Origin of the sequence: Arthrobacter sp. MPF02 (assembly GCF_046605375.1) — a bacterium.
Taxonomy (GTDB): Bacteria; Actinomycetota; Actinomycetes; order Actinomycetales; family Micrococcaceae; genus Arthrobacter.
Genome location: NZ_CP176772.1, coordinates 2399499 through 2414917 on the forward strand (window position 1 = coordinate 2399499; position 15419 = coordinate 2414917).

The window sequence follows — 15419 nt, forward strand, 5'->3', positions numbered from 1 at the left end:
ATTCGAAAAGTCGCTCTGTTCCCGCGCCGGGCTTCTGCCGCTTTGCTTCTAGAATCCCAAGCTGATGGCCGCGATCCCGGGAAAGACGGCGAAGACGACGGTCAGCGGCAACACGCCGAATACCAGCGGGACCATCATTGCTATCTCTTTCTTGCCGGCAGATTCCATGAGGTCCCGTTTGGCTGTGTCCCGGACATCCTGGGCCTGGGCGCGAAGCACGTCCGCCAGGGGTGTGCCCCGCTCTACGGCAACAACGATGCCGTCGACGAACCTTGCCAGCGGCGCGAGGTCGGTCCGCGCCGAGAATTCCTGCAGGGCGAGAACGAGTGGCGTGCCTGCCCTGGTCTCGGCAAGGATCCTTGCAAACTCCTTGGAGAGCTCCCCGTGCGCACTCCGGCAGACCCGGTCCAGGGCGCCGGCGGCGCTCTCCCCCGCCCCGACAGCAAGCGCCATCAGTTCGGCGAGGCTTGGAAATTCCGCCATCATCCGCGCTTCCCTGCGCCGGACCTGGACCCCAAGCCAGTAGCCGCGAAGCATGAAGCCGGCAATCGCACTGGCGATGACGATCAGGGCTGCGAAGACCGCGCTGAACCTTCCGCCGGCAACACCTGCTGCTGTGAGGCCCAAGGCGGCCGCAAATCCCGCAGCAGCCCACAGCAGTTGCTCGGCCCTGTAGTCGATGGGTGTTTTGTTGATGCCGGCTTGGGCAAGCCTGCGGACCGTTTCGCCGGGTGAAGGGTTCAGCCGGGCCAGCTTTGCAAGGGCGTCGCGGATGATGGGACGCACGATACGTTCAAGTGGCCCGAACGGCGTCAGCGCCTGTTCACCGGAGCGCAGGAGCCGCGATTCCAGGTTTTGCGCCTTGAGTTGCGGCTCAATCCGTTCGGTAAAGGTGGTAACCCGCATGAACGGGGACCTGGCCACTACCAACCACAAGCCAGCGCCCAGGACGACGCCGAGTAGGACTGCCGCGGGAGAAACAGTTGTCATCGGAGGACCCTTTCGTCCCGGGGAAGGGCTCCGATTCTCAACATGGTGGAGTAACAGACCAACGAAACCACCAGGCCGCCCAGCAGTACCGCCGCACCCGCCGGGGTGTTGTAGGCCTGCACAGCTTCCGGTCGTGTGGCGAGGAGCAGCATAACAATCCAGGGGGCAGCTACGGCGAGCCGCGCAGCGTTGATGGTCCAAGACTGCCGGGCTTCCAGTTCACTGCGGGTGCGTGCGCTTTCACGCAGGAACTCGCTGAGCGTACTTAGCAGCCTGCCCAGGTCCGAACCGCCCACTTCCCTTGTCAGGCGCAGGGCTTCGACGATGCGGTCAGCGACCGGATCGGCAAGCCGGTGCTTCAGCTTGTTTAGCGATCCATCGAACTGTCCTCCGGCGCGGTAGTCCGCGCCAAACTCCCGGAAGAAGGGCCGGAGCTCCTCGGGGCCCTTGTCTCCGAGCTGGATTAGCGCTTCCGGCAGCGGCAGCCCGGCACGAATAGCGGAACGCAGGTGGTCAACGACGTCGGGCCAAAGCTGGCGCAACAAAGCGGTTCTCCTTTTTGCCCGCCAGCGAAGGACCGTGATCGGAAGCCAGCCGGCGAAGAGTCCGAAGCACACCGCGATGGGCCATGACCGACTGACGGCATAGAAGACGAGGACAACGAACAGCCCTACGCCCAGGCATGTTCCTGCCAAGGCCCCTCCTGAAACTTTTTCCACGCCGGCGGCTGCCAGAAGATCACCCAGCCGGCCTGGCCTCTTCTCCCGCTTCTTCTGTTCAGGCGTCTCCCAGAACGACCACCAGACCAGGAAAAGCCCGGCACCGGTAGACAAACCCAGCAGTGCAGCCATTACCGCGCGTCCAGCAATGCGGCGACGTCGTAGCCAGCGCGCGCGAATTTTTCTGGCGCCGGCATCGCGTTTGCGCGTGGCTGCAGGACTCCATCAGCCATGGCAAAAACCAGTGATGACTCGATGATGCCGTTCTCCACCCTGCGCCCAAGGGACAGAATTTCAGTCACTTCCCGGCACCCGTCAGGCTGCCGTGAGCAGTGGACCACTAAGTCAATGCAGGAAGCGACCGTCGGAACCACGAAAGCACTGGAAATGTTTTCACCTGCCAGCAGCGGGAGCGTGCAGATCTTCGTGACGGCGTCGTGGGCGGAGTTTGCGTGGACCGTACACATTCCGGGAAGGCCGCTATTCAAGGCGATGAGCATATCCAGGCTCTCGGCTTCACGCACCTCACCCACCACCAGGCGGTCCGGGCGCATCCTCAAGGCTTCCTTCACCAGGCGCCGGAGCGGAATCTCGCCTTCACCTTCCAGGTTCGGCTGCCTGCACTGAAGCCCCACAACATCCCGCAGGGGAAACTGCAGTTCGAAAATTTCCTCGACGGTGATGACGCGCTCCCTGCTTCCAATGCTGGCAGCAAGGCAATTCAGCATGGTGGTCTTCCCAGCCTGAGTGGCACCGGAAACCAGGATGTTGAGTCCGCTGGAAACAGCCGCACCAAGGAAGCGGGCCGCTTGCGGCGTGAGGGTCCCAAGCTCAACCAGGTGCTCGAGCCGGCTGGCTTTCACAACGAACTTCCTGATGTTGACGGCCCAATGCCGGCGCGTGACGTCGGGGATGACCACGTGCAGCCTGGACCCGTCGGGAAGGGCTGCGTCGACAAAGGGTGAGGACATGTCCAGGCGTCTGCCCGAGCTTTTGAGCATCCGTTCCACGAGGTCGCGGACCTGTTGTTCGGACAGGCTTAGAGATGTCAGCTCGGATTCCCCGTTGCGCGCCACGAATATCTCGCTCGGTGCGTTGATCCAAATCTCCTCGATGGTGGGGTCATCGAGCAACGGCTGCAGGACGCCGAAGCCGGCAACGGCGTCAAAAAGAAACCTGCGTGCAGAGTCCAGGGGCCCGAGCGGCGGAAGCGGAGCCATCAGCGAACGCTCGTCATAATCAGTGACCGCCGCTTCAACAAGCCTGCGGACCTCCCCCGCCTGCTTCAGCGGGTCCAATCCCCGTCTGCGGATAAGTTCGCGGACTTCGTCTTCAACTATTCCCAGAGCATCCATGCGTGTTCCCCCAATGACTGCCGCCCCAGCGGAGGCAGTTCAATGGCTACAGCCTAGGGAGGCTAAAGCTTGGCAACAAGGGTCAGGATTGCCTGTGGATAAGCGCACGGTAGTCACAGGATCAACAAAAGAAACATCAGTACCACTGTTTACAGCAGCAACACGGTGCTATGGTGAGCGCGTTAAACATGAAAATCTGTCCGGTTGGTTCCTAGGGGGAATCGCCGGAACAGCAAACCCAATGAGGTCTGTCTCATGGAGCGCCTCATTATCCCCGGAGCCATAATGAAACGGAACCCGTCTCAGTCCCGTTACCCCGCCTTGAAGTTCTTGGGTACAGCCCTTCTGGCGGCCTCGCTGCTTGCCAGTCCCGGCCTTGCAGGCGTTGCCTCGGCGGTGGAACTGGAACCAACACCAACGCCCAGCACGTCCTACGCGGCCGACGACACGACCGGGACGGCCGCGCCGAGCCCCTTGCCGACGTCGTCCGCTCCGGCAGCAGCCTTCGCGGAACCCGCGCCCAGGCAGGACAGCCCGCCGGTGCAAGCTCCCGCCCCCTCTCCCGAGCCCGCGCAATCGATGGCGGAGGCCGTTGGAGTGGGTGGCGCTGAAATGGGACAACGGTCTGCAAGGGTTACTGCCCGTTCAGATTCCCTGCGAAAGCTGAGCGCGGAATCTCTGGCGAGCGAGGGCACTTGGATGCCGACGTTCGGTGTCCAGGGGCTGGACGTCAGCGGGCACCAACCCAGCGTCGACTGGCAGCAGCAGTGGAACATGGGAGCCCGGTTCGCCTACGTCAAGGCAACGGAGGGTAACTACTACACAAACCCCTACTTCGGTTCGCAGTACCAGGGCTCCCGCAACATCGGAATGATCCGGGGCGCCTACCACTTTGCTATACCGAACTGGTCTTCCGGGGCAGACCAGGCGCGATTCTTTGTGCAGAACGGCGGCGGCTGGTCCGGTGACGGATACACCATGCCGCCTGTTCTGGACTTCGAGTTCAACCCCTATGAAGGCCGTACAATCAATGGCTTCTACTTCGGCAACACCTGCTACAACATGTCCCCTGCGCAGTTGACGTCGTGGGTCCGGGACTTCGGCAACACCATGCAGTCGTTGACTGGCAGGTTGCCCGTTATCTACACCAACACCAGCTGGTGGAACCAATGCCTGGGCAACCCTTCGGGCTTCGGTAACTATCCACTGTGGGTCGCGGCCTACCCCAGCGCCCCAACCAATAACGCAGGGCCGGTACCGACTGGAAGTTGGGGGACGTACAGCATCTGGCAATACAGCAGCACTGGGCCGTTTGCCGGCGACTCGAACGTCTGGAATGGGGACTACGCGGGCCTCAAGGCTTTCGCCGGTGGGGCCGTGCCTCCAGAAGCCAGCCGTGCCATAAGCGATGTCCGGGGGCGCACGCCGGAACTAGGGACGCCGACTTCGGCAATAGTTTGCGGTCTGCGGGACGGAGGCTGCTACCAAAACTATCAAAACGGAGCAGTGCTTTGGTCACCCGCTACCGGTGCCCAGCCCAGCCCGGCAGGTCCGATTCGGGCGGTCTGGCAAGCAAGCGGTTTCGAAAACGGAAACTTGAGGTACCCCGTCTCTCCGGTGATCTGCGGCCTAAAGAATAACGGGTGCTACCAGGACTTCCAGAACGGCGCGATCATCTGGACGTCGACCACGGGTGCGCAAAGCAGTGTCACCGGGCCGATCCGGACAGCATGGGCCAACACAGGCTTCGAAAGCGGCCCCATGGGTTACCCGCTAGGAGGCCAGGTATGCGGCCTTTCCGCTCAGGGTTGTTACCAAAACTTCCAGGCCGGCGCGATTGTGTGGTCACCTGGCACAGGGGCCAAGCTCAGCCTCAATGGACCCATCAGGACGGCTTGGCAGAAAACAGGCTTCGAGACTGGCCCGCTGGGTTACCCAACAAGCGACAGCCTTTGCGGTCTTCGTGACAGCGGCTGTTTCCAGAGCTTTCAAACAGGCAGCATCGCCACCTCGACCATGAACGGCACCCACATAGTCTGGGGCCAGATGGAGTCCGCCTGGCGAGCTTCCGGCCGGGAAGCAGGACCACTGGGCTACCCAACTGCGGATGAAGTGTGCGGCCTGAGAAACGGCGGATGCCAGCAAGTATTCGAAAAAGGCATCACTGTCTGGTCACCCGCCACTGGAGCGCATCTTAGCCCCAACGGACCCATCCGCTCATTGTGGCTTCAGCAGGGCGGCCAGAGCGGACCTATGGGATATCCGACAGGCCCTCAGACGTGCGGGCTTGTTGGCGGCGGGTGTTTCCAAGACTTCGAAGGAGGGGCAATTGTCTGGTCAGCTGCCACCGGCGCCCAAGCCAGCACGGCAGGACCAATCCGCTCGCTGTGGGGAACAACGGGCTACGAAACCGGCCCGCTCGGATACGCAACAAGCAGCCAGGTCTGCGGACTACGGGAGGGCGGCTGCTACCAGAACTACCAAAACGGAGCCATCATCTGGTCACCAGCTACCGGCGCCCAAACCAGCACATCAGGACCAATCCGCTCGCTCTGGGCAACAACGGGCTACGAAACCGGCCCGCTCGGATACCCAACAAGCAGCCAGGTCTGCGGACTACGGGACGGCGGCTGCTACCAGAACTACCAAAACGGAGCCATCATCTGGTCACCAGCTACCGGCGCCCAAACCAGCACATCAGGACCAATCCGCTCGCTCTGGGCAACAACGGGCTACGAAACCGGCCCGCTCGGATACCCAACAAGCAGCCAGGTCTGCGGACTACGGGACGGCGGCTGCTACCAGAACTACCAAAACGGAGCTATCCTCTGGTCCCCTGGCAGCGGGGCACAAATGAGCCCCAACGGCCCCATAAGAACCAAGTGGGGATCCATGGGCTATGAGCTCAGTGATCTAGGTTATCCAACGGGCAACGTCGAATGCGGGATACGCGACGGAGGCTGTTACCAGAATTTCCAAGGAGGGGCGATGCTGTGGTCACCGACAACAGGAGCTCAACCGAGCACTGGACCGATCCGTACAAGATACGCCACTCTCGGATATGAAAACAGTTTCCTTGGCTACCCCATCGCGGCTACGTCCTGCACATTGGGGAACGGAGCCTGCTTCCAGAACTTCCAAGGCGGTTCCATCAGTTGGAGCCCCGCAACCGGGACAACCGTGAGCACAGTGCGACGGTAACCGCATGGTTGCTCCTGCTGCACAGCAGGAGCAACCATGCGCGGAAGTGCCTTGATCCAAGCATGAAAAGAAGGTTGAAGCTCTGCTTCAACCTTCTTTTGTATGCTTGCGAAACTCCCTACTTTTCCGCCAACAGCTCCAGCAGGTAGGAACCGTAGCCGCTCTTCACCAAGGGTTCAGCCCTTTCGCGGAGTTCGTCATCGGTCAGGAACCCCAGCCGCCAGGAAATTTCCTCGGGAGCACCGATCTTCAAACCTTGCCGGTTTTCCACGGTCCGGATGAAATTGGAGGCGTCATTGAGGTCGTTGAAGGTCCCGGTGTCCAGCCATGCAGTTCCCCGCGGCAGAATCTCCACCTGCAGCTTGCCGGCCTCCAAATAAGCCCGGTTAACGTCTGTAATTTCCAGCTCACCCCGCGGGGACGGCTTCAGGTTCTTCGCGATATCAACCACGTTGTTGTCATAAAAGTACAGCCCAGGAACTGCGTAGTGGCTTTTCGGTGCCGCTGGTTTCTCCTCCAGCGACAAAGCCCGGCCGTCGCCATCGAATTCCACTACTCCATAAGCGGAAGGATCCTTAACCCAGTATCCGAAGACAGCCCCTCCCTCAATGTCCTTGAAACGGCGAAGCTGGGTGCCCATGCCCTGGCCGTAGAAGATGTTGTCGCCCAGAACCAGCGCCACACTGTCATCGCCTATATGATCAGCCCCGAGGATGAATGCCTGCGCAAGGCCGTCAGGCGACGGCTGCTGCTTGTAGGTGATGGAGACGCCAAACCGCGACCCATCCCCCAGGAGCCGCTCGAACTGATCTGCGTCGTGGGGCGTGGTGATGATCAAAATGTCCCGGATGCCCGCCAGGATCAAGGTAGACAGCGGGTAGTAGATCATCGGCTTGTCGTAAACCGGGACCAACTGCTTGCTGACGCCCAGGGTTATGGGGTGAAGCCGGGAGCCGGTCCCGCCGGCCAGTATTATTCCGCGCATGTCCCCCATCTTTCCCTTCGCTAACTGCCTCAGCAAATCCGGTAACCTTGGGGATTATGCAGCGACTTCTTGTTACCGGCGGAGCCGGCTTCATCGGCTCCAATTTTGTCCATTACGTCCTGGAAAACACGGACTCCCACGTCACCGTTTTGGACAAGTTGACCTACGCCGGCAACCGGGAATCGTTGAAGGGCCTGCCTGACGACCGGTTCACGTTTGTTGAGGGTGACATCGCGGAGGCTGGGACCGTAGAGCCTCTGGTCGCCGGGACAGATGTTGTCGTGCACTACGCTGCCGAATCGCACAACGACAACTCGCTGCACGATCCCCGGCCGTTCTTGGACACGAACATCATCGGCACCTACACCCTGATCGAAGCGGCCAGGAAGCACAACAAACGCTTCCACCACATCTCCACCGATGAAGTTTACGGGGACCTCGAACTGGACGACCCGGAGCGGTTCACCGAACAGACTCCCTATAATCCTTCGAGCCCGTACTCCTCCACCAAGGCCGGTTCCGACCTGCTGGTCCGGGCATGGGTTCGGTCCTTCGGCCTGCAGGCAACTATCAGCAACTGTTCGAATAACTACGGCCCCTACCAGCATGTGGAGAAGTTCATCCCGCGGCAGATCACCAATGTCATCGACGGTGTGCGGCCGAAGCTTTACGGCAAGGGAGAAAACGTCCGGGACTGGATTCACGCCAACGACCACTCCTCCGCCGTGCTGACCATCATCGCAAAGGGCAAAATCGGCGAAACCTACCTCATCGGTGCGGACGGCGAAAAGAACAATAAGGACGTCGTCGAACTGATCCTGAAACACATGGGACAGCCTGCGGACGCCTACGACCATGTGGTGGACCGTCCTGGCCACGACCTGCGCTACGCGATCGACTCGAGCAAGCTCCGTAACGAACTGGGCTGGGTACCGCAATTCTCCAATTTCGACGCAGGCATCGAGGACACAATCGCCTGGTACCGGGACAACGAAGACTGGTGGCGGCCGCAGAAAGCTGCCACAGAAGCCAAGTACAAAGAACAGGGCCAGTAGTCCATGCCATTGGAGTTCTCTAAGAAGCTCGCTGCCCACGAAACACCCATTCCCGGCGTCGTTCTCTACGACCTCCCAGTCCATGGCGACAACCGTGGCTGGTTCAAGGAGAACTGGCAGCGGGAAAAGATGATCGGGTTGGGTTTGCCCGATTTCCGCCCAGTTCAGAACAACATCTCCTTCAACGAAAAGGCCGGAACCACCCGCGGCATTCACGCCGAGCCGTGGGATAAGTTCATTTCAGTCGCCACCGGCAGGATTTTTGGTGCGTGGGTGGACTTGCGCGAAGGACCTTCGTTTGGCGCTGTCTTTACAGCGGAACTGGACCCCAGCCAGGCAATTTTCATCCCACGCGGCGTGGGCAATGCGTTCCAGACCCTTGAAGACAACACTGCCTACACCTATCTGGTGAACGACCACTGGTCCGCGGATGCGCAGGGCCAGTACACCTTCCTCAATCTTGCTGACGAGGCGGCTGCCATCGCCTGGCCTATTCCGCTCGCCCAGGCAGAGCTCTCCGATAAGGACAAGGCCCACCCAAGGCTCGGGGAAGTATCACCAATGCCGGCCAAAAAAACCCTCGTGGTGGGGTCCGACGGACAGCTGGGCAAAGCGCTTCGTAAGCTTTACGACGGCGATGCATCCGTCGAGTTTGCATCCCGCCCTGGGTTCGATCTCACCACGGCGGATTCGTTCAATAACCGGAACTGGAAGAACTACTCGGCAATTATCAATGCGGCGGCCTACACGGCCGTTGACGCCGCCGAAACCCCCGAGGGACGCGAGGCCGCGTGGGCCGTCAATGTCTCTGCCGTTGCACTCCTGGCGAGGACCGCCGTCGAGCACAACCTCACACTGGTTCACGTCTCCTCGGACTATGTGTTTGACGGTGTTCGCGAGGTGCACCCGGAGGACGAGGCGTTCACGCCCCTCGGTGTCTACGGACAAACAAAAGCAGCGGGAGACGCCATTGTCAGCGTCGTCCCACGCCACTACATTGTGCGGACCAGCTGGGTCATTGGAGAGGGTAATAACTTCGTCCGGACGATGGCCAAGCTGGCTGCCAAGGGCGTGAAGCCGTCCGTGGTGAATGACCAGTACGGCCGTCTAAGTTTCACCAAGGACATCGCTGCCTTGATAAGGCACCTCCTGGACACCAAAGCAGCTTTCGGAACCTACAACTTCAGTAATGACGGTCCGGCAAAAAGCTGGGCCGAGATCGCTTCTGAGGTTTACGAACAGTCCGGCGCATCAAGGGACGACGTAACGGGCGTTACAACGGAAGAGTACTTTGCAGACAAGAGCGCTGCACCGCGGCCGCTGAACAGCACTTTGGACCTGGCAAAGGTGCGGGAGGCAGGATTCGAAGTAGTGGACTCCAATGAACGGCTGAAGGAGTACTTGAAGTCGGACGTAGATCAGCTATGAACACTGCAGAACAAAGCCAGCGCACCCTGGTGATCATGCCGGCCTGGAACGAATCGGAGGCCATCGGCAACACCATTCGCGAAGTCTTCGAGTTCGGCCCGGACTGTGATGTCCTGGTAGTGGACGACGGCTCACGTGACAGTACTGCCCAGGTGGCTCGTGATGCCGGTGCCCTTGTAGTGCAACTACCCTTCAACATGGGGGTAGGCGGCGCGATGAGGACAGGCTTTAAGTACGCGAAGCTGCACGGCTACACGCAGGTCATCCAGGTGGACTCGGATGGCCAGCACGATCCGAGGGACATCAAGTCCGTCCTCGACGGCCTTCAGGAAGCCGACATCGTGATCGGGGCGCGTTTCGCGGACAAAGGCACGTATGAAGTTCGGGGGCCGAGAAAGTGGGCAATGAATGTTCTTGCTTGGACGATCTCGCGTATTGCCCGCACGCGGCTGACGGATGTGACGTCCGGCTTTCGTGCTGCTAATGCCAAGGCGATTCGACAGTACGTGGACCACTATCCTGCAGAGTATCTCGGCGATACGATCGATTCACTGGTGGTCGCGATCCGGTCCGGGTGCACAGTGCGCCAGGTGGGCGTCTCGATGCGAGAACGCCAGGGCGGCACGCCCAGCCACGACCCCATCAAAGCCGCCGTTTATCTTGGCCGCTCAGCCTTTGCTCTCCTTTTCGCGCTAACGCGCAAGAAGAACGAACCGTCATCGAACTAGGAGTTCACATGGCCATCCTCGTTGGCTTTATTTTCGTGCTGGTCATCTTGCTAGTGATTTTTGAACTCCTGCGGCGCCGCCACCTGCGGGAGAAATACGCCGTCCTTTGGATTGTTATTGGCATTGGATTGCTGGTCCTTGTGGCGTTTCCGCAGCTCCTTTTCTGGGCCGCCGGTATCCTCGGCGTGCAAGTTCCCTCGAACCTCCTCTTTGCCATGGCGCTGCTGTTGCTTGTCCTGGTCTGCCTTCACCTCTCCTTCGAACAGTCGCAGGCTGAAGACGAAATCAGGGTTCTGGCCGAAGAAGTGGGAATTCTCCGCCTCAAGGTCCTGCAGCTGGAGGCCCGGCAGGACAGTCATTCCAAAATCGCCGAGCAGAACAAGCAGGCGAACAACCGCCCGGAAACGATCTCTTAAAAAATTAGGTGGCTCCCCATCAGGGGAGCCACCTAATTTTTTGCTTAGCGAGCAGTTGACTTAGGAAACTACGTGCTTCAACAGTCGGGGCAGGGAATCTGTTTTTCCGATCGCGAGTGACCTCGCTACCAAGGAAGCGGCGTTCAACCGTGAGGTTGTGTGAAAGGCAGCAGCACGTGCAGTACCCTGCCAACCTAGCTCACGGAAGCGCTTTGCCTGGCCCTCGAAGAATGCCCGTTCCTCGTCGAAACGTCGCCCATCAAGAGCCTTGACGGACGAATCTGAGGCGGAATGCCGGCGGTACAGAAAAGCAAGCGTTGGGTCTACCACCATAGAGCCGCCTTCCGCCGCAATATCCAGCAACAGGGCGAGATCCTGAACCACGTGCAGCCCTTCCGTGAAACCGATGCGGCGGATGACGTCGGTCCGCCATGCGAGGGATGGGAAGTACGCCCAGTCGGCCCGAACGAGGCTTGTTGCCATCTTCTGGCCCTGCAGGAGAACCCTGTCTTTAGCTGACGGTGCGTAGATCTTTTTCACAACGTCAACCAAAGGCGAGCAGGCGCGTCCGCGCTCATCGATAACTTGCACTCCCGGTTGAACAACGCTGGCTTGGGGGAAAGCCTCAAATGCTTTCGAAACAACATCCAAATAGTTCGGAAGCATGATGTCGTCAGCTCCCATAACTACGACGATGGGTGCCGTCGCCAATTCCAGAGCTTTCCGGTAGTTGCCGTTCGCGCCGAGATTCGTTTCGTTCTTCTGATAGCTCACCCGGGGGTCTGACATCGATTCGAACCAGCGCTGGGGTTCCGGACTTGGGTAACCGTCGTCCACCACAATGAGGCGCCAATCCTCGAACTGCTGGCTCATGACGCTCTGGGCGGCGAGTTTCATCAGGTCGACATCCCCGTAATAGGGAAGCAATACATCAATGGCCATGTACCAGGTAGGTCCTTTTCTTAGTGCACAAGCGGAACTCCGCTCTCTTCTTATGCCGTACAAGCAGGTGGCCGGGGCTCACCCGTCAACTATAGGTGAGTGGTGCGCTGCTCAACCGCCTGCGGCACCTGCACCCCTGCCACTGGCTCACCTTTAAAAATCCAGACTCTGTAAAGCCAGAAATTCCACGACGTCGTGAGAACCGTAGCAACTGCCTTGCCGATGCCGTAGGAGATACCCCAAGCATCAAAGGCGTTAACGATGACATCAATTGCCAAAATATTGAAAACCACCAGCGCCAGATACTTGAACAAGCTCACGTGGCGGCGGTTACGGGCTCGAAACGTGAACGAGCGCTGGAGCGCAAAGTTGAAAATAAGACTGGCAATGAAAGCAATGGGCGTTGCGATCCAGAGGTCTACGCCGAAAACTTCATGCATGAGGACCAAGAGAGCAAGATCCACGGCAAATGAGGCTCCTCCAACCAAGAGGAACTTAATCAAGTGGCTGCGCTCAATGATGCGGATGACTTTGGAACTGAACTTGTGTGCCCGATGCCTCAATGATCGCGAACTGGATTTATTCTGCAAGCCACTCCCGGTAGTGTCTGCCCGCGCAAGTTGCCGTCGGACTCAAGCCATCATACCGGTTCGCTGCCTGATGACTTGTACGCGGGCGCGCCCGCTAGGCAAGCTGTCCAGCGGAACGGCGTCCCCCGAAGATACATGAGGTTATACTTACGTTGCCGCCGCTTGCGGGGGATTACGCAAGCGGGTTACTGCTCAAACTGCCGCTTATAGGGTCGGCAGGGCCCTTTCAAGTTCTGGTGCCTGGCAACTAAGCCGGCAACTGCGGCATCTGCCCCTTTCTGTAGCGGCAGAGGGCCAAGTATGAACGTGGCCGACATTGTTTGCAGTTCAGTCAACGGGTCGCCTGCACAGTGTCCCCTCTGAGCTCTTCCAGGCGGGAACAGCAGTCATTAGGCAAGAAGGAAGAGTGGAGTGTCGCGCGTTAAGTCGTCCAAATTTCGAAGCATCAGCTCGCGTAGCTGGCGTTGGGTATCGGCTTCAGACCGACTGGCTCGTATCGCCGTTATTGCTTCGTACGTAGTCTTGGTTATTACTGGTGCTACGACTTCGTCTATCGGAGTAGACGAGCTCCGACAGGATCCATCACGCCCGGAAGGGTACCAGCTGGGATCAAGCTCCGTTATTCGCTCCGACGAGTTCCATGCCTTCTCCCCTATTGCAATTTCAATAATGGCTACAGGGGCAGCACCTACAACAAGCTACCTCGCTGCCCCAGCCGATGTCGTCCACAGGTACCCGTCCGGCGGGTTTTTCGAAACGTTCGTCTATTTCGATTCGACTATGCTCCGGGCGGCGGCGATCCTCCCTGACGAGATGGTCTTCGCGGCCCGTTGGTGGCTTCCTGCCGTCTTGCTCTTTCTCTTCCTCCCCAAGTGGTTTGCACAAGTAGGCGCGTCCCGTCACATGGGCTGGCTGGCAGCATTCCTGATAGCGCTGTCTCCCGCAGCATCGTGGTGGACAATGATGCCGATCCAACTGATCGCCTACACAATTGCCGGCTCCAGTCTGCTGATCTCCGCCTACACTGGCTTCAAGTCGGGGCGCTTACCAGCACCCCTTGCACAGTCCGTTGCCGGCGGAATTTTGCTCGCGGGCATCCCAAGCTTCTACATTCCTTGGTCTTTGGTACTCGGTTTGCCCGTTCTTGCCGCGAGTGGTTTTTGGATCCTCACCCGGAGGGATAGATGGCTGCCAAAAATCAAGGCTCTCGGTTTCACCGCTGGTGTAGCTCTAATCTTCGGTGTGGGCACGCTTATAGAAAACCATGAGGGCATTAATGCCCTGCTGAACACGGTCTATCCAGGTTCGCGGCGGTCGGCCGGTGAGGCACAGTCATTCGCCTTTCTCTTTGGTGCACCGTCTCTTGGTGAACTTAAGGATGCTGTGCCTGTCGGCAGCAATCAGAGTGAGATGTCAACTGCCTTCACTGTGACGTTCGTCTGGGCTTTGCTGATATGGCTTGGCATCTCCGCGATGGGGAGGTGGCGCGATAACGTGGTGGCCCTGGTGCTGGCCTTCTCGGGCGGTTTGTGGCTTTTTTGGTGCACGTTCAACTTCGGGCCTTTGGGCGCACATATCCCCTTGCTTAATTACGTTCCGCCTTTCAGGGCAGCCCAGGTTTGTGGAATCATTGGCGCTTTGCTGGTGGCCGTGCTGTTGTCCCGCTTGCCGGGCAGCCGTAACTGGCGCCTGTCCATAGCTTCAGCGCTCACCACAGGATTGGTGAGCGTGTATGCAGGCTCCCAGCTTCAACTCTCTTATCTGCCCAGTATGTCGAGGGAAGAAGTGGTGCTCGCCGCTGCTGGCGTCGCTGTCGTCGTCTTCATCGTGACGAGCTTCCCAAGGTCGGTTTACCCAGTGGGCGCTGCAGCAATACTGATGGCCGTCCCTGTCTATGGGGCAAATCCGTTGATCTTCGGTTTAGGTGATTTGCGCGCATCCGCAACTGCGTCATATTTCTACTCTGAGGGGAAAATAAGCCGCGGGGAGGGATCGCTTTGGGCTACCGACAGGTCCTCTGTTGATACTTTGCTGCTCGCCAATGGCGTGCCGTCGCTGTCGGGAGTTCAGCGGTCAGGCCCGGACACGAGTAAATGGACCGTTCTCGACCCTGATCAGCGGTTTGCCAGCGATTGGAACAGGGGCGGCGGCTTTATCCAATTCGTCTGGACGCCGGGATCCTCACGGACTTTCTCAAACAACGGTACCGACCGGACAATCCTCCACATCGATCCCTGTGACCTTAAAGAGTCCTTTCCCTCCCTGGCCAACATCACCGCCTCGCAAGAGCTTTCGGCTGACTGCTTGACCTTGAAGAAAGAGCTGAGCTGGTCCGGGCAGAGAGTCCTCGTTTACGGTGTTTCGTAATGTAGTCGGAGGGTCGGGTTTCTGCAGGAATGGCTTTGCGGAAACTGTTGGGAGTAGCCCTCTTCCAGCGCGGTACGTGCTTCGACTGGAAAGGCACTGACAGAGAATGTCCGCGGCGGTACGAGGGGTCGTTGCAGATACCTAGGCGGATGACGGTGCTGTGGGATGTTTTGGGCGAACGAGGCGTTGCAGGGGCTCCAGTGTCCGCAGTGCGCTGGTTCGTCCCCACACCAGGTGGGGTGGGTGGGTCCCGCCCTCAAACCCGATGACATGAGGCATTGGCTTCGTACCTCGGCGGGATGCCAGATGCTGGCCGCTGAAGTGCCGCTTGGGCTGAAGGCCCGCCCCGGGCTTGCCGCAGCCCTGCGTTTGGCAGGGTTGCGCGCCAGTTGAACAATCGTGGCCGGAAACCGGAAGCACCGGGCACCCAAAGAGTTGTTCATTAGCGAAAGTCGGAAGGAGTTGACGACCTGACACCCCCCGGATACAGGGAATGCGATGTAATTATCAGCTCCGGCACCAAAGCGATCAGAACGCCTCTGAAAAAGCACGGATTACTGCGCCAGCATATCTCGAAAGGCATGGAACCTCACCAAGACCACCCTGAGGACCTCGACGACGTCGCCGCTGGCTTCAAGGGCGC

The 15419-nt window shown here is 59.4% G+C and carries 12 protein-coding genes; 6 read left to right on the forward strand and 6 right to left on the reverse strand.

Annotated elements, in window-relative coordinates; all coding sequences use genetic code 11:
* Nucleotides 1-48 precede the first annotated feature (48 nt).
* The 3 genes from ACLH0K_RS11325 to ACLH0K_RS11335 are packed head-to-tail and all read right to left on the reverse strand — an operon-like array spanning nucleotide 49 to nucleotide 3064.
* A complete protein-coding gene (locus ACLH0K_RS11325; protein WP_411373699.1) occupies nucleotides 49-990 on the reverse strand; it encodes a type II secretion system F family protein in 942 nt (313 codons plus the stop codon).
* The gene (locus tag ACLH0K_RS11330) at nucleotides 987-1841 is read right to left on the reverse strand and encodes a type II secretion system F family protein (protein ID WP_411373700.1); all 855 of its coding nucleotides are present in this window, start codon (nucleotides 1839-1841) and stop codon (nucleotides 987-989) included. Before ACLH0K_RS11330 ends, ACLH0K_RS11325 begins: the two co-directional genes overlap by 4 nt.
* Complete coding sequence (locus ACLH0K_RS11335) at nucleotides 1841-3064, reverse strand: CpaF family protein (protein ID WP_411373701.1); 1224 nt, start codon at nucleotides 3062-3064, stop codon at nucleotides 1841-1843. The genes ACLH0K_RS11330 and ACLH0K_RS11335 overlap by 1 nt, the downstream gene beginning before the upstream one ends.
* A gap of 699 nt (nucleotides 3065-3763) precedes the next feature.
* Between ACLH0K_RS11335 and ACLH0K_RS11340 the strand changes: the two genes are divergently transcribed.
* Nucleotides 3764-6265, forward strand: a complete 2502-nt coding sequence (locus tag ACLH0K_RS11340) for a GH25 family lysozyme (protein ID WP_411373702.1) — start codon at nucleotides 3764-3766, stop codon at nucleotides 6263-6265.
* Between the two features lie 118 nt (nucleotides 6266-6383).
* On the opposite strand, the gene rfbA is transcribed toward ACLH0K_RS11340, so the two are convergent.
* Nucleotides 6384-7250, reverse strand: coding sequence for a glucose-1-phosphate thymidylyltransferase RfbA (gene rfbA / locus ACLH0K_RS11345; RefSeq protein ID WP_411373703.1), 867 nt, complete (start codon nucleotides 7248-7250; stop codon nucleotides 6384-6386).
* Between the two features lie 56 nt (nucleotides 7251-7306).
* On the opposite strand from rfbA, the gene rfbB reads away from it, so the two are divergent.
* The 4 genes from rfbB to ACLH0K_RS11365 are packed head-to-tail and all read left to right on the forward strand — an operon-like array spanning nucleotide 7307 to nucleotide 10877.
* On the forward strand, nucleotides 7307-8305 hold the full coding sequence (gene rfbB, locus ACLH0K_RS11350; protein WP_411373704.1) for a dTDP-glucose 4,6-dehydratase: 999 nt from the start codon (nucleotides 7307-7309) through the stop codon (nucleotides 8303-8305).
* A 3-nt stretch (nucleotides 8306-8308) separates the two neighbouring features.
* Nucleotides 8309-9733: a sugar nucleotide-binding protein gene (locus ACLH0K_RS11355; protein ID WP_411373705.1), complete on the forward strand. Its 1425-nt coding sequence runs from the start codon at nucleotides 8309-8311 to the stop codon at nucleotides 9731-9733.
* The gene (locus tag ACLH0K_RS11360; protein WP_411373706.1) at nucleotides 9730-10461 is read left to right on the forward strand and encodes a glycosyltransferase family 2 protein; all 732 of its coding nucleotides are present in this window, start codon (nucleotides 9730-9732) and stop codon (nucleotides 10459-10461) included. The genes ACLH0K_RS11355 and ACLH0K_RS11360 overlap by 4 nt, the downstream gene beginning before the upstream one ends.
* 8 nt (nucleotides 10462-10469) lie before the next feature.
* Nucleotides 10470-10877: a DUF2304 domain-containing protein gene (locus ACLH0K_RS11365; protein WP_411373707.1), complete on the forward strand. Its 408-nt coding sequence runs from the start codon at nucleotides 10470-10472 to the stop codon at nucleotides 10875-10877.
* Between the two features lie 60 nt (nucleotides 10878-10937).
* Here ACLH0K_RS11365 and ACLH0K_RS11370 read toward each other — a convergent pair whose 3' ends face one another.
* Both ACLH0K_RS11370 and ACLH0K_RS11375 read right to left on the reverse strand, forming a co-directional pair.
* Entirely contained in the window at nucleotides 10938-11819 is an 882-nt protein-coding gene (locus tag ACLH0K_RS11370) for a glycosyltransferase family 2 protein (RefSeq protein WP_411373708.1), read from the reverse strand.
* A gap of 89 nt (nucleotides 11820-11908) precedes the next feature.
* The gene (locus ACLH0K_RS11375; protein ID WP_411373709.1) at nucleotides 11909-12283 is read right to left on the reverse strand and encodes a GtrA family protein; all 375 of its coding nucleotides are present in this window, start codon (nucleotides 12281-12283) and stop codon (nucleotides 11909-11911) included.
* Nucleotides 12284-13078: 795 nt separating this feature from the next.
* Here ACLH0K_RS11375 and ACLH0K_RS11380 point away from each other — a divergent pair.
* Nucleotides 13079-14776, forward strand: a complete 1698-nt coding sequence (locus ACLH0K_RS11380) for a hypothetical protein (RefSeq protein WP_411373710.1) — start codon at nucleotides 13079-13081, stop codon at nucleotides 14774-14776.
* Nucleotides 14777-15419: the final 643 nt, after the last annotated feature.

What these genes read in the sequence shown, in the direction of transcription:
- ACLH0K_RS11325 (WP_411373699.1), bottom strand. Translation starts at nt 990, where the DNA reads ATGACAACTGTTTCTCCCGCGGCAGTCCTACTCGGCGTCGTCCTGGGC.
- ACLH0K_RS11330 (WP_411373700.1), bottom strand. Translation starts at nt 1,841, where the DNA reads ATGGCTGCACTGCTGGGTTTGTCTACCGGTGCCGGGCTTTTCCTGGTC.
- ACLH0K_RS11335 (WP_411373701.1), bottom strand. Translation starts at nt 3,064, where the DNA reads ATGGATGCTCTGGGAATAGTTGAAGACGAAGTCCGCGAACTTATCCGC.
- ACLH0K_RS11340 (WP_411373702.1), top strand. Translation starts at nt 3,764, where the DNA reads ATGCCGACGTTCGGTGTCCAGGGGCTGGACGTCAGCGGGCACCAACCC.
- rfbA (WP_411373703.1), bottom strand. Translation starts at nt 7,250, where the DNA reads ATGCGCGGAATAATACTGGCCGGCGGGACCGGCTCCCGGCTTCACCCC.
- rfbB (WP_411373704.1), top strand. Translation starts at nt 7,307, where the DNA reads ATGCAGCGACTTCTTGTTACCGGCGGAGCCGGCTTCATCGGCTCCAAT.
- ACLH0K_RS11355 (WP_411373705.1), top strand. Translation starts at nt 8,309, where the DNA reads ATGCCATTGGAGTTCTCTAAGAAGCTCGCTGCCCACGAAACACCCATT.
- ACLH0K_RS11360 (WP_411373706.1), top strand. Translation starts at nt 9,730, where the DNA reads ATGAACACTGCAGAACAAAGCCAGCGCACCCTGGTGATCATGCCGGCC.
- ACLH0K_RS11365 (WP_411373707.1), top strand. Translation starts at nt 10,470, where the DNA reads ATGGCCATCCTCGTTGGCTTTATTTTCGTGCTGGTCATCTTGCTAGTG.
- ACLH0K_RS11370 (WP_411373708.1), bottom strand. Translation starts at nt 11,819, where the DNA reads ATGGCCATTGATGTATTGCTTCCCTATTACGGGGATGTCGACCTGATG.
- ACLH0K_RS11380 (WP_411373710.1), top strand. Translation starts at nt 13,079, where the DNA reads ATGGCTACAGGGGCAGCACCTACAACAAGCTACCTCGCTGCCCCAGCC.